The organism is Cytobacillus sp. NCCP-133, assembly GCF_026011715.1.
In the GTDB taxonomy this organism is placed as follows: Bacteria; Bacillota; Bacilli; order Bacillales; family Cytobacillaceae; genus Cytobacillus.
Window position 1 is genome coordinate 1 of the sequence record NZ_BRVM01000020.1, and the last position, 26,837, is coordinate 26,837.

Annotated in this window: 31 protein-coding genes and 1 pseudogene; 24 read left to right on the forward strand and 8 right to left on the reverse strand. The window is 41.9% G+C overall.

Annotated elements, in window-relative coordinates; all coding sequences use genetic code 11:
* Positions 1-187: 187 nt before the first annotated feature.
* Both NCCP133_RS18020 and NCCP133_RS18025 read left to right on the forward strand, forming a co-directional pair.
* A complete protein-coding gene (locus NCCP133_RS18020; protein ID WP_264806640.1) occupies positions 188-439 on the forward strand; it encodes a hypothetical protein in 252 nt (83 codons plus the stop codon).
* A gap of 36 nt (positions 440-475) precedes the next feature.
* Positions 476-2,377, forward strand: a complete 1,902-nt coding sequence (locus tag NCCP133_RS18025; RefSeq protein ID WP_264806641.1) for a copper resistance CopC/CopD family protein — start codon at positions 476-478, stop codon at positions 2,375-2,377.
* A 214-nt stretch (positions 2,378-2,591) separates the two neighbouring features.
* Here NCCP133_RS18025 and NCCP133_RS18030 read toward each other — a convergent pair whose 3' ends face one another.
* The 3 genes from NCCP133_RS18030 to NCCP133_RS18035 all read right to left on the reverse strand — a co-directional run bounded on the left by NCCP133_RS18030 (position 2,592) and on the right by NCCP133_RS18035 (position 3,908).
* The gene (locus NCCP133_RS18030) at positions 2,592-3,287 is read right to left on the reverse strand and encodes a DUF421 domain-containing protein (RefSeq protein WP_264806642.1); all 696 of its coding nucleotides are present in this window, start codon (positions 3,285-3,287) and stop codon (positions 2,592-2,594) included.
* Between the two features lie 204 nt (positions 3,288-3,491).
* Complete coding sequence (locus NCCP133_RS22000) at positions 3,492-3,674, reverse strand: YjcZ family sporulation protein (RefSeq protein ID WP_442874288.1); 183 nt, start codon at positions 3,672-3,674, stop codon at positions 3,492-3,494.
* 39 nt (positions 3,675-3,713) lie between these two features.
* Positions 3,714-3,908: a hypothetical protein gene (locus NCCP133_RS18035; protein WP_264806643.1), complete on the reverse strand. Its 195-nt coding sequence runs from the start codon at positions 3,906-3,908 to the stop codon at positions 3,714-3,716.
* A gap of 239 nt (positions 3,909-4,147) precedes the next feature.
* Between NCCP133_RS18035 and NCCP133_RS18040 the strand changes: the two genes are divergently transcribed.
* The 3 genes from NCCP133_RS18040 to NCCP133_RS18050 are packed head-to-tail and all read left to right on the forward strand — an operon-like array spanning position 4,148 to position 5,545.
* Entirely contained in the window at positions 4,148-4,483 is a 336-nt protein-coding gene (locus tag NCCP133_RS18040; protein ID WP_264806644.1) for a sigma factor, read from the forward strand.
* Entirely contained in the window at positions 4,465-4,701 is a 237-nt protein-coding gene (locus NCCP133_RS18045) for a sigma factor-like helix-turn-helix DNA-binding protein (RefSeq protein WP_264806645.1), read from the forward strand. Before NCCP133_RS18040 ends, NCCP133_RS18045 begins: the two co-directional genes overlap by 19 nt.
* The gene (locus NCCP133_RS18050) at positions 4,685-5,545 is read left to right on the forward strand and encodes a hypothetical protein (protein ID WP_264806646.1); all 861 of its coding nucleotides are present in this window, start codon (positions 4,685-4,687) and stop codon (positions 5,543-5,545) included. The genes NCCP133_RS18045 and NCCP133_RS18050 overlap by 17 nt, the downstream gene beginning before the upstream one ends.
* 70 nt (positions 5,546-5,615) lie before the next feature.
* On the opposite strand, the gene NCCP133_RS18055 is transcribed toward NCCP133_RS18050, so the two are convergent.
* Positions 5,616-6,557, reverse strand: coding sequence for a DMT family transporter (locus tag NCCP133_RS18055; protein WP_264806647.1), 942 nt, complete (start codon positions 6,555-6,557; stop codon positions 5,616-5,618).
* A gap of 226 nt (positions 6,558-6,783) precedes the next feature.
* Here NCCP133_RS18055 and NCCP133_RS18060 point away from each other — a divergent pair, with 226 nt between their 5' ends.
* Positions 6,784-7,269, forward strand: coding sequence for an Lrp/AsnC family transcriptional regulator (locus NCCP133_RS18060; RefSeq protein WP_264806707.1), 486 nt, complete (start codon positions 6,784-6,786; stop codon positions 7,267-7,269).
* Positions 7,270-7,605: 336 nt separating this feature from the next.
* Here the strand turns inward: NCCP133_RS18060 and NCCP133_RS18065 are convergent, their stop codons facing one another.
* Positions 7,606-7,932, reverse strand: a complete 327-nt coding sequence (locus NCCP133_RS18065; protein WP_264806648.1) for a hypothetical protein — start codon at positions 7,930-7,932, stop codon at positions 7,606-7,608.
* Positions 7,933-8,109: 177 nt separating this feature from the next.
* On the opposite strand from NCCP133_RS18065, the gene NCCP133_RS18070 reads away from it, so the two are divergent.
* From NCCP133_RS18070 to NCCP133_RS18095, 6 genes are all read left to right on the forward strand, one after another.
* Positions 8,110-8,304, forward strand: a complete 195-nt coding sequence (locus tag NCCP133_RS18070; protein ID WP_264806649.1) for a hypothetical protein — start codon at positions 8,110-8,112, stop codon at positions 8,302-8,304.
* Positions 8,305-8,508: 204 nt separating this feature from the next.
* A complete protein-coding gene (locus NCCP133_RS18075) occupies positions 8,509-9,261 on the forward strand; it encodes a conserved phage C-terminal domain-containing protein (RefSeq protein ID WP_264806651.1) in 753 nt (250 codons plus the stop codon).
* On the forward strand, positions 9,254-9,595 hold the full coding sequence (locus NCCP133_RS18080) for a hypothetical protein (RefSeq protein ID WP_264806708.1): 342 nt from the start codon (positions 9,254-9,256) through the stop codon (positions 9,593-9,595). Before NCCP133_RS18075 ends, NCCP133_RS18080 begins: the two co-directional genes overlap by 8 nt.
* Entirely contained in the window at positions 9,595-10,911 is a 1,317-nt protein-coding gene (gene dnaB, locus NCCP133_RS18085; RefSeq protein WP_264806652.1) for a replicative DNA helicase, read from the forward strand. Before NCCP133_RS18080 ends, dnaB begins: the two co-directional genes overlap by 1 nt.
* Before the next feature lie 56 nt (positions 10,912-10,967).
* A complete protein-coding gene (locus tag NCCP133_RS18090) occupies positions 10,968-11,462 on the forward strand; it encodes a GNAT family N-acetyltransferase (RefSeq protein ID WP_264806654.1) in 495 nt (164 codons plus the stop codon).
* Between the two features lie 143 nt (positions 11,463-11,605).
* Positions 11,606-12,868, forward strand: a complete 1,263-nt coding sequence (locus NCCP133_RS18095) for a YeeE/YedE family protein (protein ID WP_264806655.1) — start codon at positions 11,606-11,608, stop codon at positions 12,866-12,868.
* A 354-nt stretch (positions 12,869-13,222) separates the two neighbouring features.
* Here the strand turns inward: NCCP133_RS18095 and NCCP133_RS18100 are convergent, their stop codons facing one another.
* Positions 13,223-13,729 (reverse strand): GNAT family N-acetyltransferase, encoded by a 507-nt coding sequence (locus NCCP133_RS18100; protein WP_264806656.1) that lies wholly within the window; start codon positions 13,727-13,729, stop codon positions 13,223-13,225.
* A gap of 81 nt (positions 13,730-13,810) precedes the next feature.
* Here NCCP133_RS18100 and NCCP133_RS18105 point away from each other — a divergent pair, with 81 nt between their 5' ends.
* Both NCCP133_RS18105 and NCCP133_RS18110 read left to right on the forward strand, forming a co-directional pair.
* Complete coding sequence (locus NCCP133_RS18105; protein ID WP_264806657.1) at positions 13,811-14,410, forward strand: YitT family protein; 600 nt, start codon at positions 13,811-13,813, stop codon at positions 14,408-14,410.
* A 665-nt stretch (positions 14,411-15,075) separates the two neighbouring features.
* Entirely contained in the window at positions 15,076-15,276 is a 201-nt protein-coding gene (locus tag NCCP133_RS18110) for a cold-shock protein (protein WP_264806658.1), read from the forward strand.
* Positions 15,277-15,624: 348 nt separating this feature from the next.
* On the opposite strand, the gene NCCP133_RS18115 is transcribed toward NCCP133_RS18110, so the two are convergent.
* Positions 15,625-16,452: a MerR family transcriptional regulator gene (locus NCCP133_RS18115; protein ID WP_264806659.1), complete on the reverse strand. Its 828-nt coding sequence runs from the start codon at positions 16,450-16,452 to the stop codon at positions 15,625-15,627.
* Between the two features lie 110 nt (positions 16,453-16,562).
* Here NCCP133_RS18115 and norA point away from each other — a divergent pair, with 110 nt between their 5' ends.
* From norA to NCCP133_RS18160, 9 genes are all read left to right on the forward strand, one after another.
* On the forward strand, positions 16,563-17,750 hold the full coding sequence (gene norA / locus NCCP133_RS18120; protein WP_264806661.1) for a multidrug efflux MFS transporter NorA: 1,188 nt from the start codon (positions 16,563-16,565) through the stop codon (positions 17,748-17,750).
* 317 nt (positions 17,751-18,067) lie between these two features.
* Complete coding sequence (locus NCCP133_RS18125; protein WP_264806662.1) at positions 18,068-19,189, forward strand: NADH-dependent flavin oxidoreductase; 1,122 nt, start codon at positions 18,068-18,070, stop codon at positions 19,187-19,189.
* A gap of 21 nt (positions 19,190-19,210) precedes the next feature.
* Positions 19,211-19,861, forward strand: coding sequence for a DsbA family oxidoreductase (locus tag NCCP133_RS18130; RefSeq protein WP_264806663.1), 651 nt, complete (start codon positions 19,211-19,213; stop codon positions 19,859-19,861).
* A gap of 319 nt (positions 19,862-20,180) precedes the next feature.
* Positions 20,181-21,443, forward strand: coding sequence for an MFS transporter (locus NCCP133_RS18135; protein ID WP_264806664.1), 1,263 nt, complete (start codon positions 20,181-20,183; stop codon positions 21,441-21,443).
* 264 nt (positions 21,444-21,707) lie between these two features.
* A complete protein-coding gene (locus tag NCCP133_RS18140; protein WP_264806665.1) occupies positions 21,708-21,989 on the forward strand; it encodes a hypothetical protein in 282 nt (93 codons plus the stop codon).
* Positions 21,989-22,297 (forward strand): RQC-minor-1 family DNA-binding protein, encoded by a 309-nt coding sequence (locus tag NCCP133_RS18145; RefSeq protein ID WP_264806709.1) that lies wholly within the window; start codon positions 21,989-21,991, stop codon positions 22,295-22,297. The genes NCCP133_RS18140 and NCCP133_RS18145 overlap by 1 nt, the downstream gene beginning before the upstream one ends.
* 63 nt (positions 22,298-22,360) lie before the next feature.
* On the forward strand, positions 22,361-22,864 hold the full coding sequence (locus NCCP133_RS18150) for a zinc-ribbon domain containing protein (protein WP_264806666.1): 504 nt from the start codon (positions 22,361-22,363) through the stop codon (positions 22,862-22,864).
* 176 nt (positions 22,865-23,040) lie between these two features.
* Positions 23,041-24,243 (forward strand): S1C family serine protease, encoded by a 1,203-nt coding sequence (locus NCCP133_RS18155; protein ID WP_264806667.1) that lies wholly within the window; start codon positions 23,041-23,043, stop codon positions 24,241-24,243.
* Between the two features lie 14 nt (positions 24,244-24,257).
* Complete coding sequence (locus tag NCCP133_RS18160) at positions 24,258-25,133, forward strand: peptidylprolyl isomerase (protein ID WP_264806669.1); 876 nt, start codon at positions 24,258-24,260, stop codon at positions 25,131-25,133.
* Positions 25,134-25,502: 369 nt separating this feature from the next.
* Here the strand turns inward: NCCP133_RS18160 and NCCP133_RS18165 are convergent, their stop codons facing one another.
* Positions 25,503-26,120, reverse strand: a complete 618-nt coding sequence (locus tag NCCP133_RS18165) for a TetR/AcrR family transcriptional regulator (protein WP_264806670.1) — start codon at positions 26,118-26,120, stop codon at positions 25,503-25,505.
* Between the two features lie 172 nt (positions 26,121-26,292).
* Between NCCP133_RS18165 and NCCP133_RS18170 the strand changes: the two are divergent.
* A pseudogene (locus tag NCCP133_RS18170) lies at positions 26,293-26,837 on the forward strand (kynureninase); the annotation flags it as partial.

Sequence of the window (26,837 nt, forward strand, 5' to 3'; positions counted from 1 at the left end):
CATTTCAAAATTTCCAACAACAGCAGCTTCGTTTTCTTTAACAGGAGAATTAATAGCTGGAAGTGTGTCTATCTTTTTTTTTCGAAGAAAAAAAGTGAATAGTATTAATTGAAATTGGTTGTTCTCCATATTTCCTTCAAATTTGTTTTCTAAAATGGTTCTATCAATAAAAAAGGAGTGAAGATCAATGAAAAAGAAAATTGCTTTGGTCTCATCTTTTGCCTTGGCATCATTGGTGGTCGTTGGCCAGTTTGCTTACGCTGAAAAATCAGAAAATGATATGAACATGATGAATGGTAATGGGATGGCCAATATGATGAACATGATGAATGGCAAAGGGATGGAGAAGATGATGGAATCAATGAATTCTCCAGAAGGGCAAAAAATGATGAAAGCTTGCGGAGAGTTTATGGAGACTAATGCCCCAAAAAATAATTAAAACCATTAACCTCTTAAAGTTTGAGGAGGAAGTTTTTTGTTGGTCTTTCGTAATATTTTTACTTTGTTCATATTTGCATTTTTAATTCAGTTTTTCATACCAGGGTCATCAGGATTTGCTCATTCTACTTTGCAACAAACATATCCAAAAGAAGGGGAAAAGCTATCAGAAAGCCCATCTTCGATTGAAATGTGGTTTCAGGATCCTGTCGTTTTACATCCTGAGTCCATTCAGTTAGATGATGCTTCTGGAAATCATATTAATATAGATAAAGCAGTGGTTGATCCCGACGATAAATCTCATATAATAGCTAATTTAACGGAAAAATTACCAGCTGGTCATTATGTTGCAAGAATAAACGTAATCGCATTAGATGGTTTTGTCCTTCAAGAAGAATTAAATTTCCAGGTGGTAAAACAAAAAAATGAAGAAAAAAAAGAGGAATTAAGAATACTTAAATACTCCCCAGATGATGGTGAGATTGTCGAGGGTTCCCCTCAGAAAATGGATCTCTGGTTTAATCAGCCAACTGAATTAACTGCTATTGGTGTTTTTGATGACAACCAGCAATCCATTAAGACAGAAGAACCTTTCGTAGATCCTAATGACCCTAGTCATATAATGATTGAGTTTGCTGAAGAATTACCAAAAGGAACATACCAAGTAACGTGGTATGCACGTCCGAGCACTTTAAATGGTAAAAATCAACCAGACATTCTTGATGTTTTTTACTTTGCTGTAAATGAGTTTACACCCATAAAACAACTAAATATGGGTGATCCAACAAGATCCATTTGGTTTAAGAGTATGGGATTTAAACAATTAGGCTACTGGTTACAATTTATAGGGATTTCCATTTTGTTTGGCAGTACATTTTTTCATTCAGCAATATTGAAACGACGCAATTCATTAAAATGGAATAAGCTTTCCTCTGTTTTATTACTTTTTGTAATACTAGGTATCTCTATTATTTTTATAAAACAAAAGGGAGAATTAGAAAGCCTCTCATTAACACAACTTTTATCATTAAAGTTTGTATGGATACCTATATTGCAAATTGTCCTACTATTAACTGGACTACTGTTTAAAAAAGCTAAATTATTTCTTTATGGAATTGCGCTACTATTAATGACACTTATAACCGGGCATGCTGCTTATCCTCGTTATGGTGGTAATTTATCAGTCATTGTTAATGCAGTACATTTATTAGCAGCATCGATTTGGATTGGAGGATTGTTTGCAATCATTACCATTCCTAAAAAGGGAGAAATAAAGGAATTACTAAAAGATACACTTCCGAAATTTTCGAAATGGGCACTTATAAGTCTAATTGTCATTATAGTTACTGGATTATATATGAAAAATCAATATGTTCCTTCTTTTTCAATTAATAGTTTCATCAAAAGTGAGTGGGGAAAGGCAATCGCGGTAAAGGTTGTAGTAACACTAATTATTTTTATTATTGGTTTCTTCCAAAGAAGAACGATAAAAAAATTAACAACAAACGCTGTAAACACGGTTCTTAATCGAGCAAGAGTAGAACTTGTTTATGCAGCACTTATTATATTCTTTGCATCCTTATTAGTGGTTTCAACACCAGGAGCAGCTGAACAAGGTGTATATCCTTCTTCAATAGAAAAAGAAAATATCGAGTTAAATGTAGACTTTATGCCTTTGTATCCAGGATTAAATGTTTTAACTATGGATTTTGGTGGTGAAGAGGTTAAGAGTGTTGAAGTAACATTGTCTATGCCGCCAAATTACAATGTAACCTACAAGGCATTCAAAATAGATGATGGAGTATTTAAAATCACAGGGAACCTTCTCCATGCTGCTGGAACAATGGGAATGAGTGTAAAAGCAATAAAGGCGAATGAAGAAGAAATAGAGTTTCCTTTTGAAATTGTTATCCCAGGGGAAATGAGATTTAATGAATAATGGAATGAAGGTTCAATTTTTAGATGGTTTTGAAGCGACAAAAGATCATGTAAGGGAAGCCATCCTGATTTGTTTCAGAAGATAGGATTTGAACACCTCCGACAAACAGGACAATTTAAAGCGATTTTAGGTACACTTTGTTCGTAATATGCCCGGAATCCTAACTAGTGATTGAGGGGGAAAACCGGAGGGATATGTTCCCTCGGGTTGAAAACTAATGGATCATATCATTCGTGGAATCAATATACAATGATCCATCTTTCTGGACTTCGGCGTAAAATATATTATCAAAAGAATTAAATCCGGCAGATTGCATTTGCTCCTTCAACCATTTTTTATCAAGATTTAGGGATTTTAAGTTATCTTTATTTATTTTTCCGTCAGAAATAACAGCTAAAGGAAAGGGATAAATATCTGAGCTAACTTGGAGATTCATATCCTCCTTAGTCACTAATTGTTTTGCTTCTTTTTTTATGACTGACAGGCTGCCATCCGTTTCAAAGATTGCATAATCAATGTCCGACATGGAAAACACGTTTTTTTTCCTTAATAAAGCTTTTAGTGAACCGGTATCAAGGCGAGCTTTTCGAAGTGCATTTTCCATAATCCTCCCTTTTCTTATGAGAATTATTGGTCTCCCAACTATTGCAAATCGGACTTTCTTAGATTTTATATCTAAAAACCCAAGAAAAATTGTAAATGCGCTCCAACTTACCAATGCAATCAGACCATAGGTTATTCTGAAATCTGGGTCTATGGCAAGTGATGCCCCAATGGTGCCAATTGAGATAGCAGATACAAAATTAAAAAAAGTCATTTGAGAAATTTCTTTTCTGCCCATGATCCTTGTTAAGACCAACAGAGTTATAAAGGCTATGGCGAGTCTGATGAAAAGCTCTGTAACTGACATGCTGCAATCTCCTTTCCTTAAAAATATTCATTTACAGTGTTTCCAATTATTTGGTTACGATTCAGGTAAACATATGCAGGTTTTATTCAGTAGACAAAAAATGCAGCCTATGTGTATGGTGAAATTAAAGAAAAAAAATATCTAAAGAGGACAGGCCTAAAACAGCCTGCCACAAATTTTGCTAATAGGTAGTTACTTATAAGGTTAAATCCAAATAGCCACCACCGAGGCCTCCGCCTGATCAGCTAGAGGCACGACGATGATGAATAGGATAAACAGAAAAACAATTAAAGCAAATCCAGCTCCACATCCACGTACTCTTATTATAGACCCTCTTTTATTGAGGTGATTACAGTGTATGTAACTGTATTTATTTCGTTTGAGCATGTAAATTAAGTAACGGAACAGTTCTAACTAAAATTTACCTTAAAGGTCAATTTCGGCTAAAACAATAACCATTAAGATTAATAAAATACGTATTAAACGGTCATGAGTTACAGTTTTCAAGAGAATAGCAAGAGCTATACCGGTGTAAGGGATTTCTTCTATAGAAATTATAACTAAAACTTCTATTAAAGAGATAACAGTTTCAACAATATGATCATTATTTTGGAAATCCATAACAATTCATAATCCTCCGTTTTTCATTAAGGTATTTTATTTGAAAAAAAAATGTGTGGATTTTATGCAAACTTTCTATAAACTAGTGATTTTATAATGCGTAATTCGAATAACGGAGAGCTTTACTTTGGCACTTATCCGCAGAAGGGTAAGTGCCTTTTTGTAAAAGGGATGAAAAAAATGAAACCTATCCTTAACTCATTCGTCTTAGCATTAAACTGTAAAGGGGTGAGAAGTGTGTGAGAAAGGTCAGGGATGAAGGCTCATTAGAAGATCGAGATGCGTGGCTGGAGTTTATTATGGATGAGTACGGTGAACGGCTCACAAAGTTAGCTTATAACTATGTGAGGGACTGGAAGCTGGCAGAAGATATTGTCCAGGATGTATTCATCGCGTGCTACAAAAATTATGACAAACTCGGTGAAGTGATCTCCTTTAAATCATGGTTTTATCGGTTGGCTATTAATAAATCAAAGGATGTCTTGAAGAGTTACGCGTTTCGAAAAGTAGTAATGAATTCAAGCCTGTTTACTCTATTTTCTCAAAAGAATTGTCGATGGAAAAGGATCTGCTAAAGCGCAGCGAGAAAGAATTTCTTTCCTTGTGTGTATTGTCATTGCCTGTGAAGTACCGGGAAGTCGTTACGCTTTATTACTATGAAGAATGTTCGATTGAAGAGATCCAAGGAATATTAGGCGTGAACCACAATACGATCAAAACCAGACTGAGCAGAGGCAGGCTGAAACTGAAAAATATGATGGAGAGGCGGGGATATAATGGAGAGCAAGCTTAAGCAGCTGCGTAAGGCGATGGACTCGACGACTCACAAAGGTGTTCACTTTACGGAATTTCAAAAAATGAAAATTAGAAGAGCTGTCCTTACAGATAGAAGAGAGAAGCAAAACAGACCCAATAAACTAATTCTATTCGCCATTTCCACTTTTGCCATCTGTTTATTAGCCTTCTTCGTTTCAACTGAGCTTTTAGTCAGGCAAGATCATGAAAAGATAAATGGTGCTCCAACTGCTAATGACCAGTGGGAAATACGACATGAATATAAGGAGAACCAAAATATAAAATTTCGCCTATTTCCTGACCCTAATTTGAAAGCAGGAACGCCTTATGGCTATATCTTTAGTTTCGCAGATCCTTTCGACACTTATGAAGGAAAAGAACTTTCCATTTCTGCCCTTCATAAACAAACTGGTGAAAGAATACAAGTTTTGCCTCATCAAGAAATAACAGATCCATCTCCTGGATACCCAAGTTTGCAGAGGTTCTCGACTACATTCACACTTCCTTACGGGGGTTTGTGGAAGTATGAGGTGTATCTGGATGGCAAAGCCTATGGGGATGTAGTTGTCAGTGTGGCTGAAAAAGCAAAAGACGCCCCTATTACATTGCCAAAGGACATACCAGATTTTGTTCAAATAAGCGATTTTGACAATATTGATTGGAAGAGAAAAGCTGTGGAGTTCGGTGACAGGGGCATTATCGGAAATGAAAACAAGTCTGGTGTGATGTGTTATTCAACTTATAAAGGATTGAAGGATGAGTTGAAAACCATAAAGGTAAGTAAAAGTCACGAGGAGCATATAGTGGATATAAGAAAAAAGATTACAACTAAAAAAGCATAAGATCGGAGCTTATTTAAAAAAGTGCCTGTCTCATCATTCAGATAAGAGACAGGCACTTTTATGTATTTTTTTATTGGCTTTGTTTAACCGATTCTCTAGATAAAAAGGGATTAGTTGTCGCTATTTTTCTTTTCAGTATATTAACAGGCTTGTTTTTTAGAATTGAAAATAAGAAGCAGCCTGCAATCACAATGACACTGCCTGCAGCCTGGATCCAGGTCATTTTTTCTCCTAAAAAGGCAAAGGCCAGAACGGCTGTAAAAACGGGATTAAAATTCAAAAACAATCCTGATGTGTTGGGGCCAAGTTTATTCACTCCGATATTCCAAAGGACCATACACAGAACGGTTGAGATCAGGCCAGTATACAGAATGGACTGAATAAAAGAAGCATCTAGATTTGTTACCTTGAAGCTTGATATGTTAAAAGGAAGCAGGACAATTAGGCCAAAAACGCCGGAGTAAAGGATCGACATCATCGGTGTGACGGTTCTCATCACCCATTTGCTGCAAACTGAGTACATTCCCCACATGCCCACAGCAGCCATCATATAGAGGTCGCCCACATTAAATTTCATTGAAAATAACAAACCCAAGTTCCCTTTTGAAAGGACAAGTAAAACGCCAAATAATGAGACAAACATGGAAAGGAACTGAAGTGAATTCATTTTTTCTTTTAGAAAAAAGAAGGAGAAAGCAGCAATCGAAAACATATTTAAGGTAGAAATTAACCCAACATTCGTCGCCGAAGTTTTTTCCAGGGCCATGAATTGCAGTGCCTGAAACAGGGCTACCCCGGTAACGCCCATCAAAAACAGGGGCAGGATGGCTTCTTTTGGCGGAATCAGATTTCTCTCTTTCCGCCAAACAAGCGGAACCAAGAGTATTACTGCAATCGCCCATCTCAAAATGGTCAAGGTAGCTGGAGAAGCGTGATCCACAAGTGTTTTTCCCACTATAAAATTTCCGCCCCAAAGAAAGCTGGTTAATAGCAATAAAGAATAATATTTCACGTCATCTAGCCCCTTTTCTTTTCGAATAAAGAAGTAAGAGCCATTGTGCACAATGACAGTATCGATATGAATAATTTTAACATTTTTCTTTATTTACAAAATAATATTTTGTATAATTAGATTAATTCAAAATAAATGTAAGAATTATAGATTTTTAGTTTTGAAAATTCATTTTTAGTATGTGATTTATCGTGTTTTTGGAATAATTGAAAAGGGCTGATGAATGGTGGAATCGATTATAAGCAAGGTATTGGACCATACGGATATTAAAATTTTGGATTTGCTGCAAAAGGATGTACAGCTAAGCAATCTGGAGCTTTCAAAGCGGGTCAATTTATCGGCGCCAGCTGTACATGCAAGGATTAAGCGTTTAGAGGCAGAAGGTTATATTAAAAAGCAGGTCGCCATTTTAAACCATGAAAAGCTGGGCTTTGATCTATTGTGCTTCGTGTTTATGAGCACCAACTTGCATCTGGCTGAAAAACTGGAATCTCTTGAGAAAACATTGGAATCGATGGAGGAAGTCCTGGAGTGCCATTGTTTAACAGGGGAGTACGACTATCTATTAAAAGTGGCCTGCAAGGATCGCAAGGGGCTAGAGATATTCATCAGAAGGTTGAATGAATTGGGGATTACCAAAATACAAACAAGTTTGGCTTTGCGGGAGATTAAGGATTCGACGGTGCTGCCGATATGTGGGGAGGTAAGGTGACTTCAGACGAAAGAGTGATGTGAAGAGATTTGTTAACTCCTTCTTCATGCTATGCTTCTTTTCAATAAATACAGTCAAAAAGAGCCCAGAAATTCCTAAGCTCAAGGATAATAGGGGGTCAACTTGTGATGTTCGACCAATTTCATTTTACTCTATTCTGAATTTTATTCCATCTAATTAAAGCATAAACGCATAAAAGTGATAGTGTGTTAAAGTTTGGTTGTTGGAGGGGCAATTAGGAGCGGCCTCTTTATGACTATAGCTAAGGTCTATATCCATAACCAAATGAAAATAAGAAACTAAAAAAGATAACGAGAAAAGCTGCTGGAATTGAACTTATGAAAATGAGCACCTTTGCCTTCTTGCTTTGAGTATGAGTAAACCATTTGAAGTAAATGAAAAAAAGGATCCTGATAAAGGGAAGAAATAAGTAATTTGCGATTGTATCAACCCATCCGGAATTTTTATCCCAATAAGCATCAGGTACCGGCGGATATTTTCATCCTGCTTGTCAATTTTGTCCTTCATTGAAATAAAAACAGAAGAAACGACCAAATAATAGGCAGCAATGATGGCTTTTACCCACCGATTAAAGTATTTGTTGACAAGCACGATAATCAACATAAGTGCCAAGGTTATAAAAAAACCTCTGTATTGTTCCATGTGAAAAAAACCTCCCTTCTAAAACCTTATCTAACATATGGAAAAATATCCATTCAGAAAGATTTCGCCATCCCTTTTAGTCCAATAAATGGTATAATTGGTATCTATTATAAACCCATTTGAAATTTCTAAATCTTAAGATTAAGTTATCTATAATTTCGTGAAGGAGGGAGTTAAGTGTATTTATTCACATCAGCTCAAGCCGGATTTAATGCCGGCGATATCATCTTTTCATTAATCATGTTCGGATTTCTCCTTCTCTTTCCTGCTGTTATCATCATTTTGTTTTTTATTTTTAAAAGAAGAAATGACAGATTGAAGCGTGTGGAAGAAAAGCTGGATCAATTGCTCGCGGATGAAAATCGAGATTAGGATGTCTGAAAGAAGGCTGCAGAAGATTCTGCAGCCTTCTTTATTGTTCATCGAATGTTCACAATTGCCAGGGTGACACCATTACTTTTGGAACGTCTCCTTTCTATTATAAAGATGAAGGGACTGACGTAATGGAAGGCTGCAGAAAGAACATCGCCATTTACGGACGGTTCAAGATCATTTTATAAAAGGGTGAGTGGTAAGATGAGCAATCTATTAATCAATGAAAATCCGCTGCTGATTCTTCCGTCCTTGGCGGAAAAGCTGGGACTGAATGAGGCGGTGCTGCTTCAGCAGATCCATTTTTGGCTGAAGATGAGCAGAAATAAAAAGGAAGGCCGCACGTGGATTTACAATACCTATAAAGACTGGCAGAAGCAGATGCCATTTTGGTCGAATGCGACAATTGGACGGACGATTCGTTCGCTTGAGGAAAAAGGGCTGCTGATCTCGGGCAATTTTAATGCGAGTAAAATGGATAAGACGAAATGGTACACGATCGATTATCAGAAGCTGAAGGAATTGGATGGATCCTTTGATGATGTTGGAATGGAACATCGAGTTCACCAGGATGCTGAATCGAACATAACAGATTGCGATATGGAAGATGACAGCCTGCTGCAAGCAATACCAGAGACTACTACAGAGACTACTGCAGAGAAAAAAGATATCCCTTATGCTGCGGTGGTCGAATACCTGAACGGCAAAACGCATTCCGCCTACCGGACTGGCTCCAAGAAAACAAAGAACCTGATTCGGGCCAGGTGGCTGGAGGGCTTTACGCTGGATGAGTTTAAAAAGGTGATCGACCTGAAAACGGAAGAATGGCTTCATGACCCGTACTGGCGGAAGTTCCTCAGGCCTGAGACGCTGTTTGGCACGCGGTTTGAGTCATATTTGAACCAAAAGCCGAGTGGGAAGCAGCTGCGGGAGGAGGAATTTAATCTTGATGACTAAGCGGGAAACGTATACATTGCTGGCGTTAATTGCGGTTTATTACGAGCAGTTTGAGGTGAATCAGCAAAAAATTGATTCCTGGCATGAGGTGCTAAAAGGCCATGGGATTGAGGACTTGCGGAGGCATTTGCTGCTGCATGTCGAGAGATCTCCCTATCCGCCTAAAATTTCAGATTTGGTGCGGAAATCTGCAGCTGTTTCCAGGGCCATTCCCGATTGCCGGGACACGGCGTCTATTGTGCCTGCTGCCTGGAAACCGGCGAGTGAGGCTGTTGTGCAGGCTGAACTGGCAAAAATGCGCGAGATTCTCGGGATTCGGAGGAGTGAAGCCTGATGCAGGGATATGGACTTTTCAGCCAGGAAGCAGAAGAGGCGGTTGTCGGAGCGCTATTTTTAGAAGATGGGCTGGTAAAAGATTGTAAAGTAAAGCCTGAGCATTTTTATTTAGCCAGACTGAAGCGGCTGATGCAGCTGATTCGCCAGCTTGATGCAAAGGGCAAGCCGGTGGATGTGATTTCGGTTATGGAGGAAGCGGGCCAGCAGAATCTCGAGAGCATTGGCGGAATCAGCTATATTACGCAACTGGCCGGGAGCGTGCCGTCTGTCGCGAATTTCAAGTTTTACCAGGATGTGGTTCTTGAATATTATCAAAAGCGCAAGGCTGTTGAGATTGCAGAGCGAATTCAGCAGAATGCCCAAACAGGCGATATTTCAGGGACTTTGAGGGATGGGATTCAGGATCTTATGCTGATCGAGGATCATATAGGCGATGAAGATCTGGGGGAAGTCATGCCGGCACTGGTAGAGCTATACGAGGAGTCGGAAAAAGATCTTGGCGAATGGACGGGGATTCCTTCCGGTTTTGCGAGGCTCGATAAGCTGACAGGAGGATTTCAGGAGTCTGACCTGATTATTGTCGGTGCCCGCCCCAGTGTGGGGAAAACGGCCTTTGCGCTTAATATGGCATTGAATGCAGCCGGTCAGGATATCGCCCTTATTTTTTCCCTGGAGATGTCGAGAAAGCAGCTGTTGAAAAGGATGATCAGCTGTAAAGGGGAAATCAATTCGATTAAAATGCGGAACCCCAAACGGTATTTTAATCCGGCTGACTGGAATCATTATACCGGTGTCATCGGTGAACTTGGAAAGACGGCGCTCCATATCTTTGACCAGGCCGGGATGGATATTCAGTACATCTGGTCAAAGGTTCGGAAAGCAAGGAGAAAGTATGGCGATGATAAAAGGATTCTGGTGGTGATCGATTATTTGCAGCTGATTGTCGGGGATAGCCGGCACCAGAACCGCCAGGGAGAGATCAGCGAAATCAGCCGGAAGCTGAAAACGATGGCGAGGGAGTTGAATGTGGCGGTCATTGCATTGTCCCAGCTGAGCCGTGGGGTGGAAAGCCGCCAGGATAAGCGCCCGATGCTTTCGGATTTGAGGGAGAGCGGGCAAATTGAGCAGGATGCGGATGTCATCGCGTTCCTTTACCGGGATGATTATTATGACAGGGATTCGGATAAGCAGGATACGATTGACATTATCCTGGCCAAGCAGCGGAACGGCCCGATTGGTACAGTCAGGCTCGCTTTTATGAAAGAGATAGGGCGATTTGGGGATTTGCCTGTGGTCGGGGAAAAGATTGTTTAGAAAAAAAGGGGTTTTGGATAAAGAGGAAGAATGACTATAGCTGGGAGGAAATTAAAATGAAAATAGTGGAAATACATAAGCATCCGGATTTATTCAAGAACGCCGTTCAAGTGTTTTGGAAACAGTGGGGGAACGCTTCTAACTATCCATTTTACCATGATTGTATGCTCCATTCCGGAACAGCGGCGGATGGAATCCCAAGGTTTTATGCAGCAGTCGAGAATGAAAGAATTATAGGCACTTATGCTTTAATCAGGAATGATCTTAATAGCCGCCAGGACTTATATCCATGGCTCGCGTGCGTATATGTCGATGAGGAATATAGAGGAAGAAGACTGGGATCGCAGCTTCTGGACCATGCTATAGGTGAAGCAGCAGGACTTGGGTTTGAAAAACTCTATCTCACTACAGATCTGGAAGGATATTATGAAAAATACGGCTGGACACATAGTGGGGAAGTCTACGGTGCCTTTGGCAGTTCTATGAAGCTTTATCGCAGTCTAACGGGCAGTAAGACCCCTACTTCAGAACGCGGAAGAATGAATGGATAAAATGAAATTCTTCCTGACTTTGAATATACAAATCTCCAAAAATATAATTATAGCAGGGAACAGAAAAATTCACCATTTACTTTTGAAATAATATAGTATAAAATAACACCTTAATCCGACTAAAAAGATCAGAAAAGGAGTGAATGAAGTTGGCTCAAGTTGAAGTTAAACATAATTCATGGATTTCAGCACCAACAACGGTTGCAGCAAAGTTAAATCCAGTTCAAAAACCTTTTGTTGCAGCAGGCGTTCTTGCAGCTATCGTTTTGTTCATTTCAATTATAAATACAGCGAACATGACACAGGGAGTTCTATTTATTATTGGAATAGCGCTCGGCATGACCTTGCTTCATGCCCGCTTCGGCTTTACGTCTGCGTTTAGGCGTTTTGCCAGCGTAGGAAACGGGCAAGGCCTGCAGGCTCATATGCTGATGCTCGCAGTTGCTTCAGCATTATTTGCAATTATTTTAAGTACAGGCTTCAGTTTTACAGGAATGGAGCCTAAAGGATATGTGTCACCAGTTGGGGTGAGTGTTCTTGTTGGTTCATTTATGTTTGGAATTGGAATGCAGCTTGGGAATGGATGTGCATCCGGTACCTTGTATTCAGTAGGGGGCGGGCAGTCTTCTATGATCCTTACGCTGCTTGCATTCATTGTTGGCTCCACGATTGGGGCTTACCATTTCTCATTCTGGATGGAAGAAACACCGGCATTGCCGCCCATTTCATTGGCTACTTCCACTGGGCTGGGATACGGCGGAGCATTGGTTCTGCAGCTCGCCTTGTTCGCACTGATTTATTGGGTAACGTTGCAAATTGCGAAAAAGCGTAAAGCGCCAATGATGAAAGCTCTGCCAACAACAACTGGCATGAAGAAAATCTTGAGAGGATCCTGGCCATTGTTTGCAGCAGCAATCGTATTGGCATTGCTAAATGCGCTGACTCTAACAGTACGCGGCACGCCTTGGGGCATCACATCCGCCTTCGCGCTATGGGGAGGAAAAACCTTGATGGCAATGGGCGTTGACGTAACAGCCTGGGGCTATTTCTCATCAGATGCCAATATTGCGGCTCTGAAAAACACCGTTCTGGCTGACTCTACGAGTGTCATGAACATCGGCATCATTCTTGGTGCGTTCATTTCAGCCGCTATTCAAGGAACCTTCAAACCAGGAAAAATCAAGCCGGGTGTAGCAGGTGCTGCGATTGTCGGCGGACTGCTCATGGGATACGGTGCACGTCTGGCATTCGGATGCAACATCGGCGCCTACTTCGGCGGAATCGCATCCTTCAGCCTGCACGGCTGGGTATGGGCGATCATGGCGATGCTCGGAACAGGTGTTGCCCTGTTTATCCGACCGCTATTTGGATTGAAGAATCCGAAATCGACGGATTCGGTTTGTTAATGAAAGCTTGGCACCTTGGTATTGGTGTCAGGTTTTTTTTAAAAGTAAGAAAGCATAACTTTGATAACTGTCTAGCTCCAGTGAGGTCACAAGCCAATCCTCCCAAACGCCTTTCCGTGAGGCTCGTCTTGTGCTTGTCGGTGGTGGACAAGGAGTTTGCGCTTTTTTTATTTGGAAGTGTTTTTCCAGAAATATGAACTTAGCGAATAAACTTTAATTTTAGCGAAGAAATGGGTGAAATTAGCGAATAAACTTGAGATTTAGCGAACAAACAGCCGAAACTGGCGAAGAAACCTAAGAATTTAGCGAATAAAATTTTTCCCAACAAAAAAGCTGGCGCCATGTCACAGTTTTTTACGTTAAGTCCAGTTTAAAATAGAGTTCTTCCTGCTGTGTGTCTTCAAACCACTTCATACCGGCTGTCGTCATGCCGATTTTTGTGAGAATTTTCACTGAAGCAGGGTTTTCTGGATCCACTGCCGCAATAATTTTTTTGATCGTATGATTATTTCTTATGTTGGTCAAGCAGGCAGCCGCCGCTTCAGCAGCATAGCCTTTCCCCCAATAGTACTGGTTAAAATGGCAGAGGAGCTCGGCTTCGTGCTCATTTTCTGCCGGATTAAATCCGCAAACCCCGATAATGCCAGAGGTATCTTTTCGCAAAACGGTATAGACCGAATAGCCTTTTTCAGCCTGTAAACGCTGGTAAAATTCGATGGAGCGTTGAATTCGGCTTTTCGTGCTTGCGCCGCCGCAGTATTTCATCACCTCAGCGCTTCCCCAGATTTGAAAAATAGCGTCAAGGTCATCTGGCTGTATGGTCCGGAGCAAAAGCCGGCCTGTTTCAAAGTGGCTGTTCATTTTATAAACCCACGCGCGGTTTCGTATTTTATGAAAATATTATAAGATAGGATGAGGAAAAACGTTAGGAGTTTTTGTTATATGCATGTACTTTATAAATCGATCATTCTCGGAATAGCCGCAGCCATCCAGGGTCTCGCCATGACCTTCTTTTTATTTCCGCATTTTATCCCGTCGGGCGGTGCAGCTAGTCTGGCGGTTTTATTATACTATTTAATGGACACGCCTTATTCAGTCACATTATGGGTTTTGAACGCAGGTCTGCTGCTGGCAGCTGCCAAGTGGCTGGGAAAAAGCAGTGTGTTCTGGACGCTGTATTGCGTTTCTGTTACTTCTGTTACGATTGACTTTCTGACTCCATCCTTCTCGGAACCGCTAAATCCGGTTCTCTTGGATTTAATGCTGGGAGCTGTTGTCTTTGGAATAGGAGTCGGAATTTTATTCCGGATGGGTGCTTCCTCGGGAGGCATGGATATCCTCGCGCTAATCATATCAAAAGCAAGAGGGAGCGCTCCAGGCAGAATCCTATTTTACATAAATGGAAGCTTGTTGCTGCTAACAGGGCTTGTCGTTGATTGGAAGGTTATTGTTTATGCGGTGATCTGCCAGATGATCGGGACGCGGCTGATTGATTTCATTTATAAAATGGAATGGAATGTTAAGATGGCAGAAAAACATTGAATTCATAAAAAAGGCCGTTGCATGATGGCCTTTTTTTACGTTTTTATGAAATAAAGAGAGGAAAGAGATCATTTCTCGAGAGTAATCCTGCTTTTCGTACCCGGCTTTCGGGGTGCAGAAAGGTCAGATTCAATTTATCGGTCACTTTCTCATTATATCGGTCAGATTTTAATTTTATCGGTCACTTTTTCGGTATATCGGTCAGAACTTCAATTATATCGGTCAAAATTTCAATTTATCGGTCACTCTGCGTCGTATCAGCATTCCATCAATTGAACAGTAGAAATAGAAGAATCTACAGTGTTGTGCAGGTTGTAGAAGGTAAATTACGAATTGCTTGAGAAAATGATTGAATGAAATATATAGAATAAAGCAGAGTAATATTCAGGATAAAGCAGAGTATACGAATTTTTGGAGGAAATAGAAAATGGACATCAAGGCATGGCAAGACCGGCATCGCCTGTTCATATTCCTTTGCTGTGAATTACAAACCATTTTTTTAGTTGATATGTTCTTGCAAATAATTGTGAAAAATGTTATTCTAAATAAGAATTATTTTTGTTCGGTGTAAAGGATAGTTTGAGTAAAACTTCACGTCTTGATGATCACTGAGAGCAAGGATAGTAATACAATGTGTGTTTTTTACGCACAAGGAGGAAATAAACATGGAAAACGGTAAAGTAAAATGGTTTAACAGTGAAAAAGGCTTCGGATTTATCGAGCGTGAAGGTGGAGAAGACGTATTCGTTCATTTCTCAGCTATTCAAGGCGAAGGTTTTAAAACTTTAGAAGAAGGTCAAGAAGTGACTTTCGATGTTGAGCAAGGTCAGCGTGGAGCTCAAGCAGCTAACGTACGTAAAGCTTAATCATAAAACCAAAATCAAAGCAGGCTCTTTATGGGCCTGTTTTTTATTTTTTTTAAGCTTAAAAGTAAGGAACCCCACTCACGAATGAGCAGGGCACATGTACACAGTAAATCAAATGGTAAACATAGTGTATCATATGATTGCCTATTCTCCTAACTGTCTATGAATACACAGTTTAATTTCTTTTGTAGAGAGTGGATGAAATGGTGCTTTATCTTAGTGTCATTCAACTGCCAGGTAACGTATGATTGCGATCGGCAGCCAAACAGGGGTTTTCACGAACGGAGCGGGTTGGTAAAAAAAGGTATGGTATGAAAAGCCTGGATGGAGTGCAGAATGATTGGCAGGTTATAATGGGTCAACCTGCATCATAATTTTAGTGACAAACTGCTCCTTATGATTCTTTACAACGGTATCATAAATATACTCTTCGAAAACATTCTCTCCTAAGGCTAAATGTAAACGTTCCATCTCTGAAAACAGCCGGTTATATGTGCGGCTGATTGTTTTTTCATCCCCTAGGTGATAGCCAATGAGAAAATCACCTTTGACTGCTTGAAAATAAGGATATCCTTCCTTCGGAGTTGGCTGCTCGATATATAAATAGCTGTAATTGGATAATTCCCCCTTTAATATCTGTTCCCGTTTCGTTATCGAACCAATTGGATAACCTGAATCAAGCTGTGAGATCTGCAATTCATTAATGAAATCTGAAACGACCTCTACAAATTCCTCATCCGATATATTTTGAATGTTCCTGCATAGATAAAGGGTGGCTTCCGGCAATGGTTCAAGCGTAATTTGATCAAAATCAAGTTGCGAAGCTTCTTCCATTAGGGCGATTTTGGCCTCGATCATTTTCTCCTTCATTTCGATTTCCTGCCGTTTTTTTACAATCTCTTCTTTTTTCCGGTACATGATGGATAAAAAGCTTTCAGGCGATTTATTTTGCATGTACTGCTGAATATCGCTGAGCGACATGCCAAGATCCTTTAATAAATCAATCACAAAAAATAACTCTAATTGGTGAATGGAATAATAACGGTAGCCTTTTTCATTTTTCTTGGCCGGGGATAGAATCCCGATTTGGTCGTAATAAAAAATTGTCTGCTTGTTGACTTTGCAAAGCTTTGCAAATGCCCCTGTCGTTAAATATTTGCGATCTTTTTTACTCATTTTTTACTCACTGCCCTTGACTATATAGTTACTATATACACTAAGATAAAACGTATAACTAAATCAAGTTTGACTGCGGGAAATCGCTAAGTTAAGGAGCATGATTATAGATGAAGACACCTAAAATCACTTTAGGATTATTATTAACCAATTTATTCATCGCCTTTTTGGGGATTGGCCTGGTCATTCCGGTCCTGCCAACACTGATGAATGAATTGGGCATAACGGGCACAACGATCGGGTATTTAACTGCCGCTTTCGCATTGGCTCAATTAATTGTTTCCCCGTTTGCAGGGAGAGCAGCCGATAAATGGGGCAGGAAGATCATGATTGTCATGGGCCTATTTATTTTCGGTTTTTCAGAACTTTTATTCGGGATCGGCAAGGAGATCGAGCTGTTATTCGTTTCGCGGATTTTAGGAGGAATTAGTGCCGCCTTTATTATGCCGGCCGTTACAGCCTTTATCGCAGATGTGACAACGGCGGATACCCGTCCAAAGGCACTCGGGTATATGTCAGCGGCCATTAGTACCGGATTTATTATCGGTCCGGGCATCGGCGGATTTTTAGCAGAATTTGGAACGCGCGTGCCATTCTTCTTTGCGGGAGGACTCGGTGCATTGGCAGCTGTGCTTTCCATGATTTTATTAGCTGAGCCTGATCGCAGTGAAGAGGAAAATCATGAAGGGACGGCAGAGGGCAGAAGCGGTTTCCGACGAGTGATGGAGCCAAAATATCTCCTGGCCTTTATTCTGATTTTTATTGCGTCATTCGGGCTGGCCGCTTTTGAATCCTTCTTTAGCTTATTTGTGGATCATAAATTTGCCTTTAAACCATCTGATATCGCCATTGTCATCACGGGCGGAGCCATTTTTGGCGCCGTGTCCCAAGTTTTGCTGTTTGACCGGCTGACTCGTATTTGGGGCGAAATCAAACTGATCCGCTACAGCTTACTATTATCCGGCCTGCTTGTGTTTTTAATGACGGTTGTTCATTCCTATTTGGCCATTTTGCTTGTGACCTTCATTGTGTTTGTAGGATTCGATTTATTCCGCCCGGCTGTTACTTCTTACCTTTCCAATATCGCCGGGAACGAACAAGGCTTCGTGGGCGGCATGAACTCGATGTTTACAAGTCTGGCGAATATCATCGGACCTATAATAGGGGGAATTTTATTTGATATCGATCTTAACTACCCTTACTATTTTGCGGCTGTCATCCTGGCCTTGGGGATTGGGTTAACGCTGTTATGGAAGAAGCCGGCAAATAGTGCTTCTAAAGTTGTGAAGGCGGTATAGATTAATAGTGGACAGGGTCGTTGCCCCAGTAATAAGTTACAATTGGAACAGATGGGAAGCTTCAAGTGGAGCTTCTCTATTTTACTTGTTCAGAATGGAGCAGGAGGATAGGAAAGCTCCCGATTCAAAAAATTGACTTCTTAAACTGTAACGTATAACATTACAGTATTCTTTCGTGAGGACAACCGTCTTCCTACATGAAAATGATCCCTTTTCCACAGTTTATTATGCGTAAACTGCAGGAATATATAACAAACTAGGTGTGGCCCTTGTTTTAAAATGAAATGCCGCTATCTGTTAAAAAGGAGTGTTTTTCAATGAACTCAATCTATAAACCATTATTCGAACCCCTTCAGTTAAAAAATAGGGTGGAATTAAAAAATAGGGTGGTCCTGGCGCCGATGACCAATTTCTCTTCCCATCCGGATGGAACCGTTTCAGATGCCGAGGTTGATTATTATGTACGCCGTTCCAAAGGTGTAGGGATGGTGATGACGGCATGTACGTATGTGACAGCAGATGGAAAGGGATTCCATGGTGAATTTGGCGGAGATCACGATGGGATGATTCCTAGTCTTTCGAGGCTGGCATTGAGTATTAAAGAGCAGGGTGCCAAAGCGGTTCTCCAAATTTTTCACGGAGGCAGAGAATGCCCGTCTGAGCTTGTTCCAAATGGGGAAACGGTTAGTGCCAGTGCGGTTCCTTCTGAAGGAAGTGACATCACCCCGCGAGCCTTGACAGAAAGGGAAGCGGAGGACATCATCTCGGCATTTGGCGAGACAACCCGCCGAGCCATTGAAGCAGGCTATGATGGCGTTGAAATTCATGGAGCCAATGGCTATCTAATTCAGCAGTTCTTTTCTCCGCATTCAAATCGCCGTGAGGACCAATTCGGAGGCAGCCTGGAAAAGCGCCTGACGTTCCCTCTTGCTGTAGTAGACGCAGTCCAAAAAGCGGTAAAAGAACATGCAAAAGAGCCATTCATTGTCGGGTACCGGTTTTCGCCGGAAGAGCCGACTGATCCAGGGATCACCATGGAGGATACGCTTGAATTGGTAGATGTGCTGTCAGATAAAGGACTGGACTACCTTCATGTCTCCCTCATGGATTTCTGGTCAAATCCAAGACGCGGTGCAGATGAATCTAAGCCAAGAATTCAGCATCTATTAGAAATAATAAATAACCGCGTACCGCTTATCGGAGTAGGTTCCATCCATACACCTGAAGAAGCTGTCAAAGCGCTCGAAACCGGAGTGGCGATGGTGGCTCTTGGACGGGAGCTGATTATGGAACCGGATTGGGTGGAAAAGGTACAAGAAGGAAAAGAGGGGGAGATTGCCACGACTTTATCCAATAAGGATCAGGAGAAGCTGGTCATCCCGGACCCTCTATGGCAGGCGATTGTGAACACGCCTGGGTGGTTTCCGGTTGTAGATTAAGTACAGAAGGGAGGGTTAGCCATGACTTTAAACATAAAAGTCTATTCCGATTACGTCTGTCCCTTCTGCTTTCTTGGAGAACAGCCGCTTGAAAAAGCGATCAAAGGGAAGGATGTCGAAGTCGAGTGGATGCCATACGAGCTTCGCCCATATCCGAATGAAACCTTGCGGCCTGAAGGAGACTATCTTCAAACCACTTGGAAACAATCGGTCTATCCAATGGCAGAGCGTATGGGCATTCCTATTGTCCTGCCGAACGTTTCCCCTCAGCCCTACACACACTTAGCGTTTGAAGGTTATCAATATGCAAAAGAGCAAGGGAAAGCCAATGAATACAATGACAGGATGCTGCGGGCATTCTTCCAGGAAGAACTGGATATTGGCCGTATCAATGTTCTGACGAAACTAGCCGGTGAAATTGGCCTGGATGAAGAGGAATATCGAGAAGCCCTGAACTCAAGAAAATATAAAGAAGCCCATGAAAAAGCACTAAAACATGCCTACAATGAAGCCGAAATTACAGCCGTTCCAACCTTTGTGATCGGCTTAACGAAAGTTGCGGGCATCCGCTCGAATGAAACATGGGAACAAATCATTGATGAAGAGCTTGCTAAACAGCCCAAGCTGGAATTTTTATCAGAAGGGATGTCTTGCGGGATTGATGGGTGTTAGGAAAATGAACGTTAGAAGAGGGACTGCTGCGCGCATGCGGCGGTCCTATTTTATATGGGAAAAAGGGTGTCCGATTCAAAATAGGGGACTGCACATGATCCTAAATTATTGGACCTTGTCCCTCACGGATTATTTCGATTTGACTTTTCAGATTTGTGTTAAAATTTATATTACCGGAGGGCACAAGACTTATGAAGCCCCACATGTTTTCGCAGATGGACGCGGGTGCGATTCAACATATCGATCGTTGCTGCAGCGTATAAAGAATTAAGAGTAAACTGAACTCTTGGCCATCTGTACAAGGAAAGGGAGAAATGGAATGCCGATTTCCAAAAAAGAGATCTCACCATCACAAATGATTGTGATTGTTGCCCTGGCAACAGCTTTAAGCCTATTAGGGGACTCCATGCTTTATATCGCTTTGCCTGTTTTCTGGAAAGAAGCATCTCTTGATTCTATTTGGCAGGTTGGCATCCTTCTTTCCATCAATCGATTTATCCGATTGCCTTTTAATCCGGTTGTAGGCTGGGTGTATAAAAAAATTCCGCTGAAGTCCGGTTTGCTCTTTGCTGTCCTTTTAGGCGGTTTTACCACACTGGGTTATGGGTTGTTCAGCGGATTTTTAGCCTGGGTCATCCTGCGGGGATTATGGGGAATTGCCTGGTCTTTTTTACGAATAGGCGGCTTATCCATTGTCGCGATTCTTGCGGATGAATCTCACCGGGGAAAATTAATGGGGCTTTACAATGGATTGTATCGCTTAGGGAGTTTGGCTGGGATGCTAATCGGAGGAATAATGGTTCCTATCATCGGGTTAAAAGCCGTTTCCATTGCTTTTGGATTTTTTACTCTTTTAGGAGTGCCGCTCATCCTGTTATTTCTTAAAAGTAGCGATGGCCAGCACCAGTCCGAGAGCCCGGAGTTTCGTGAGAAAAGCAAGCTTTATCCATCACAGTTAAAATATAAAATGGCTCTGATTGCTACTGGATTTTTAATCACTATGCTATACCAGGGTGTTTTCACCTCTACACTCAGCCCGGTTATCGAACGTTTACATGGGCAAAGCATATACATATTCGGAGCGGTGATCAGCGTTACGTTATTATCAGGTCTGATACAAGCTGCCCGCTGGGTATGGGAACCTTTTTTAGGGAGGCTCTTTGGTCAGTGGTCGGATGGATCGAAAGGAAGACTGCCGCTTTTTGCTGGCTCCTTACTTTCGGCAGGTCTTGCATTTGGATTGATCTCAAGCAGCCTCCCGTTAGGTGTCTGGCTGGCTATTATTTTTATTGTCATGATTTCAGCTACCTCCATTACCACCATTATGGATGCCATAGCCCTTGATGCCTCAAAGAATACAAATGTGGTATCCTTTCTGACTAAATACTCCATTGCCCAGGATGTCGGCGCCGCTTTAGGTCCCTTTGTCGGCTACATGATCATAGGGCTAAGAAATGGTTTTACTTATCTGTATTGGAGCGGGGCAGGGGTTTTTATCCTATTAGGGATCCTCTGGTCTTCAGTTTATTTTTTCGGGAAAAGGATCCGGCATAAACGGGAAGGGCACATTCATTTGCATTAGGAATATTCGCCATCAAAAAAACCGCCGATTTTGGCTGTTTTTCAGCTATCGGATACAGGTTCGCTGTCCCTGTAAAGATTTGGGACAAGAGGACAGGTTCGACAGGTACACTGTCCCCTCATTTTTGGTTTGAGGGAAAGGAGTGTCCCGAAAATAATTTGTGACTGATCTCGCCCTCAGCTTTCTGCCACACAGTTTTGATGTAATCTTATATACTTAGCGTAACAAGGGGCATTCATTCAGTCGATAAAGGAGGATACATATATGGCGAGAAAAAAGAATAGTGAAGTATGGGCAGAGGCGAAAAAACGATGCAGGCTAAATAAAGCGGACATCCAGATGGCGAAAGAATTGGGAATGTCGCCAAAGAGCTTGCTGAAAAATATTCCAGCTCCTAATCAGCAATGGAAAGCCCCTGTAAAGGAATGGGTGAGGGATTTATATGTTAGCAAGTTTGGAAAAGTCCTGACTAATAAGCCTGCTCAAGGAACCGTTGAAAAAAAGAAGGCGATGCAAGTTATTTCCGAAAGGGAGCTGCCATTTTGATGTTGCCGAACACAAATCGATTACCTGACGATGAAATCAAAGTGATAGTAAGAGCGGCTGATGAAATCATCGCAAGGGGAGGAAGAACGCTGCTCGCGAAAATTTTAAAAGGGTCGCGAGAGAAAAAGGTCCTGGAGCTGGAACTGGATAAGTGTCCTGTTTATGGATATTTTAAGGCGGAAAAGCTGGATGGCATTATACGAAAAGTGGACTGGATGATTGAGCATGATTTCCTGGATATTGAATATTCCGGGAAACTGCCAATGATTGTTTTCACAGAGCGAGGCTGGCTGATTCAATCCGATTAATATACAGATGAATTGCTGGATGAATGGAAGGAATGGGCCTAACAAGGGATCCAAGACCCGGATATGATCTATTTAAAGGATCGAAACAGAAAAATGATCTTACTGCTGATTGAGAAAATTAAGGAATCCCGCAACCAATCGTTTATTCCCTATCTGGAGTTATGGAAAGAGATTGAATATAAAAAAATGCGAAAAGAGATTAACAATGCGATAACAGTTTTGAAGCAAAATCAGCCTGCAGACCGCCAGGCTGAACAGGGTCGCCAGGCTGAACAGGATCGCCAGGCTGAACAGGGTCGCCAGGCTGAACAGGGTCGCCAGGCTGAACAGGGTCGCCAGGCTGAACAGGATCGCCAAGCTGAACAGGAAAGGAAAAAACAAATCGAAAAAGCGATGGAAGGCAATGAGCCTCACGACTTTTATCTAAAATGCTGGATTTGCGGTGAGCGGTTTCTTTTTACAGTAGGGGAGCAGCAGTTTTACAAGCAGAAGGGATTTTCGCTGCCGAAAAAATGTGAAGACTGCCGGTATTCTTATAGGGAATGGCCATTTACGGGAGAAAATTGAAGATCTAATCATCGCATGAAAATAAAGTAACCCCTTTCATACATGGATACCCATGTATTTTTTTTTGCAAGGAACCCCTCTTTGACATTTTCCTGACACATTGGGCCTTTAAAGTAGTTTTTGTAAGGCAAACAACAACGAATCCAAATTCAAAATAGATAAGAAGGAAGTGTTCAATGATGACAGATTTTAACGAAGAAAGCAGAACGGAAAACCGGTCGGTGAAAAAGCCGGTATGGAAAGGGGTCCTGTCAACCGTGGCAGCAGGGGTGCTGGGATCGGTGTTTACGCTGACAGCCGTTCCGTATTTCCAGGAAGACACGCCACAGGCAAATGTACCGGAAGAAAATGTACAAGCTGAAAGCTCATCCAGACTGGATGTGACCCCAGTATCAGCTTCGTCCAATTCCCTGGCGGACACGATTGAGCAGGCGTCGAAAGCCATTGTTGGCGTTGTAAATATGCAGCAGCAAAATAATAACCCGTTCAGCCAATCGAGTGAAGCAGCGGAAAGCGGTACGGGTTCGGGGGTTATTTTTAAAAAGACAAATGATGCGGCCTACATTGTGACCAACAACCATGTGATTGAAAATGCCAGCGAGATTCAGGTGACGCTTCATGATGGTGAAAAAGTGACGGCAGAATTGGTCGGAACTGATGCGCTGACAGATATTGCGGTGCTGAAAATGAAAGGAGATGTAGACGCTGCAGCCATGCCGTTTGGCGATTCTTCCAAGCTGAGAGCGGGCGATCAGGTGCTGGCGATCGGAAATCCGCTTGGCCTTGATTTATCCAGAACGGTTACACAGGGGATCGTGAGCGCGGTGGACCGGTCGATTGAAGTCAGCACATCTGCAGGGGAATGGAACTTACATGTTATTCAGACAGATGCAGCGATCAATCCCGGCAACAGCGGCGGAGCCCTGATGAATACATCCGGACAGCTGGTTGGAATCAACAGCCTGAAAATTGCAGACAGCGGAGTGGAAGGCCTTGGGTTTGCGATTCCAAGCAATGAGGTCAAAACATTGCTTGATCAGCTGATGGAAAATGGCCAAGTGATCCGACCGTATCTTGGCGTTGGACTGGCAAGCTTTGATGAAGTGCCTCCTCAATATTTGCGCAATCTGCCTGATGGGGTGACAAGCGGAGCAATTGTGGCCAATTTGGATCCGGATTCGGCAGCAGCGGGAGCCGGCCTTCAGGTAGAGGATATTCTCGTCAGCATCGGCGGCAAGGTAATTACGAATTCCGGAGATTTGCGCAAGCATTTATACAGCGATTTTTCAATTGGCGATCAGGTGAAAATCGAATTTTACCGCGGGGGCGAATTGAAAACGGCCGAAGTGACTTTAACAAGCAATCAGAAAGCGAATTAGGAGAGGGGAACAGGATGAAGAATCAGAAAGCTTTCTATTGGATTTTAGGCAGCGTTTTTTCAATCGGGGCAGCCGCAGTCATCTTTTTTACCATACAGGAGGATGCGGCCGCGACCGTAAACGGGGATAAAATCAGCAGGGATGAGCTGCATGAGCGGCTTGTTGATCAGTACGGACAAGAACTACTGGATTCATTGATCACTGAGAAAGTAATTGCTCAGGAAGCAGAGAAAGAAAATGTCAAAGTGGCACAAGAAGAAATTGATGAGGAAAAGACCCTGTATGCCGAATCTTACGGCGGGGAGGATGCTTTAAAGCAGACACTTGAATCAAGCGGCGTGACGATGGCTGGTTTTGAAAAGGATATTGAAAAGTATCTGGCTACGAAGAAGCTGCTTGAACCAAGAATCGACATTACAGAAGATGAAATGAAAGCCTATTTCGATGAAAACAAAGACAGCTTTGCGCAAGCGGAACAAGTGTCTGCGAGCCATATTTTAGTAGAAGATGAAGCCACGGCAAAAGAAGTCATCGAGAAACTGAATGATGGCGGAGACTTTGCAGAATTGGCAGCGGAATACTCGACAGATGAAAGCAACAAAGATGCAGGCGGAGATCTCGGCTTTTTCGGAAAGGGAGAGATGGTAGCTGAATTTGAAGAGGTCCTCTTCGCGCTCGAGCCTGGCAAAATCAGCGAACCCGTTAAAACGGAATATGGCTACCATGTGATCAAAGTAGCAGAAAAGCAGGAAGCCAAAGAAGCAGTCTATGAGAATGTGAAGGAAGAGATCAAAAATACACTATTCGAAACAGAGATGCAGAGCGAATATACGGCATGGCTGGAAGAGAAATTTGAAGAATATGAGATTAAGAACTATTTAGAGGGCTGAAAAAGGGGCCTTTCCACGTGGTGGGAAGAGGCACCTTTTTTATTTTGACTTTAAAACAGACGGTGGAATGGGAAGTGACGCATAAATGAAAACAACTGACGCATATATCGGAAAAGTGGCACATATATCGGAAAAGTGGCACATATATCGAAAAAAGTGGCACATATATCGAAAAAAGTGGCACATAAAACTAGTAAACTGACGCAAAAATGATAAAAGTGAAGCATAAGGCTAAATCTAGTGATAGAACTAAAGCACAAGTCCGCAAAATTGAAGCAAAAATCCAGTAAACTGACGCGCATACCCACTAAACAGAAGCATAAGTCAAAGAGCTAAGGCACAAACCTATAAATGCCTGCTTAGAACGTTCTATTTATACAGCCCGCCCGTATACATACTAGTCAGATTCAAAATCACTTCTTCCATCTCATATTTATCCTCATTCATCACAAGTTCCCACATAAACATCTCGTTTGAATAAAACCAGCCTCTTGCAGTTAGGGACGGATCGAGGTGCTGTTTGGCGAGTTTTTGCGCCTGGGCATAGCGGATGTCCACTGAAATCCGCTCGATGAAGCGTTCGCGGATCCTATACCATTTATGGTCGATTTCAGGCGAGACGCCGATTGCCTCTTTTACCACCTTCATCATGTCCCTCTCATCCAAAGCCAGCTGCAGGAAAAGGCGCACCTGCTTTTTAATATTTTCGTAGGCTTCGTCTTTTGAAGCGGGCTTGAAGGGCATCTCCGCCACTTCATAAAATTGGTTCATCAAATCTTCCATCAAGGTGATGAAAAGCTCATCTTTATTTTTAAAATAGACGTACGCCGTTCCGTAGCCTGTTTTTGCTTTTTTAATCATTTGCGAGATCGTCGATTTTTGAAAGCCGTTTTCGAGGAAGATCTCTTTTCCGGCTTTCAGAAGCTTTTTCCTGGTCCTTAGGGCTTGCTGCTGCCTTGCCGGCAATTGGTTGATTGAGTTTGTCATGGTTTCATTCCTTTGCCAGTTTGCTTTTATATTTCGAGCTGAGCAGTATTTTTACTAATTCTAAACGGTTTTGATTTTTCTGACAGCCTTACTGACATTATATCATTGACATAGTGTCAATCAAACAATATAATTTTCGTAAATAATAAATATTCTGAAAGGTTGGAAATCAATGGATATTACACTAGAATATGCAAGGGAACTTGATGCAAAGGATGAGCTGGCTTCTTATCGGGAAGAGTTTTATAGAAAAGGAAACGGCATTTACCTGGATGGAAACTCCCTTGGCCTGCTTTCGAAACGAGCGGAAAAATCGCTTCTCTGCTTGCTGGATTCCTGGAAGGACCACGGAATTGACGGCTGGACAGAAGGAGATAACCCATGGTTCTATCTTTCTGAAAAACTTGGAAAAGAGCTGGCGCCGATCGTCGGGGCAAATCCGGAGGAAGTAATTGTAAGCGGTTCCACCACTGTGAATTTGCACCAGCTTGTGTCCACTTTTTATAAGCCGGAAGGAAAAAGAACAAAGATACTCGCTGACGAATTGAATTTTCCGAGCGACATTTATGCGCTGCAAAGCCAGATTAAACTGAAGGGCTATGATCCTGAGGAGCATCTTGTACGGGTGGAGAGCAGAGATGGCCACACATTGAAGGAAGGGGATATTGTTGAGGCAATGACAGACGAAATCGCGCTGATTGTACTGCCGGGCGTTCT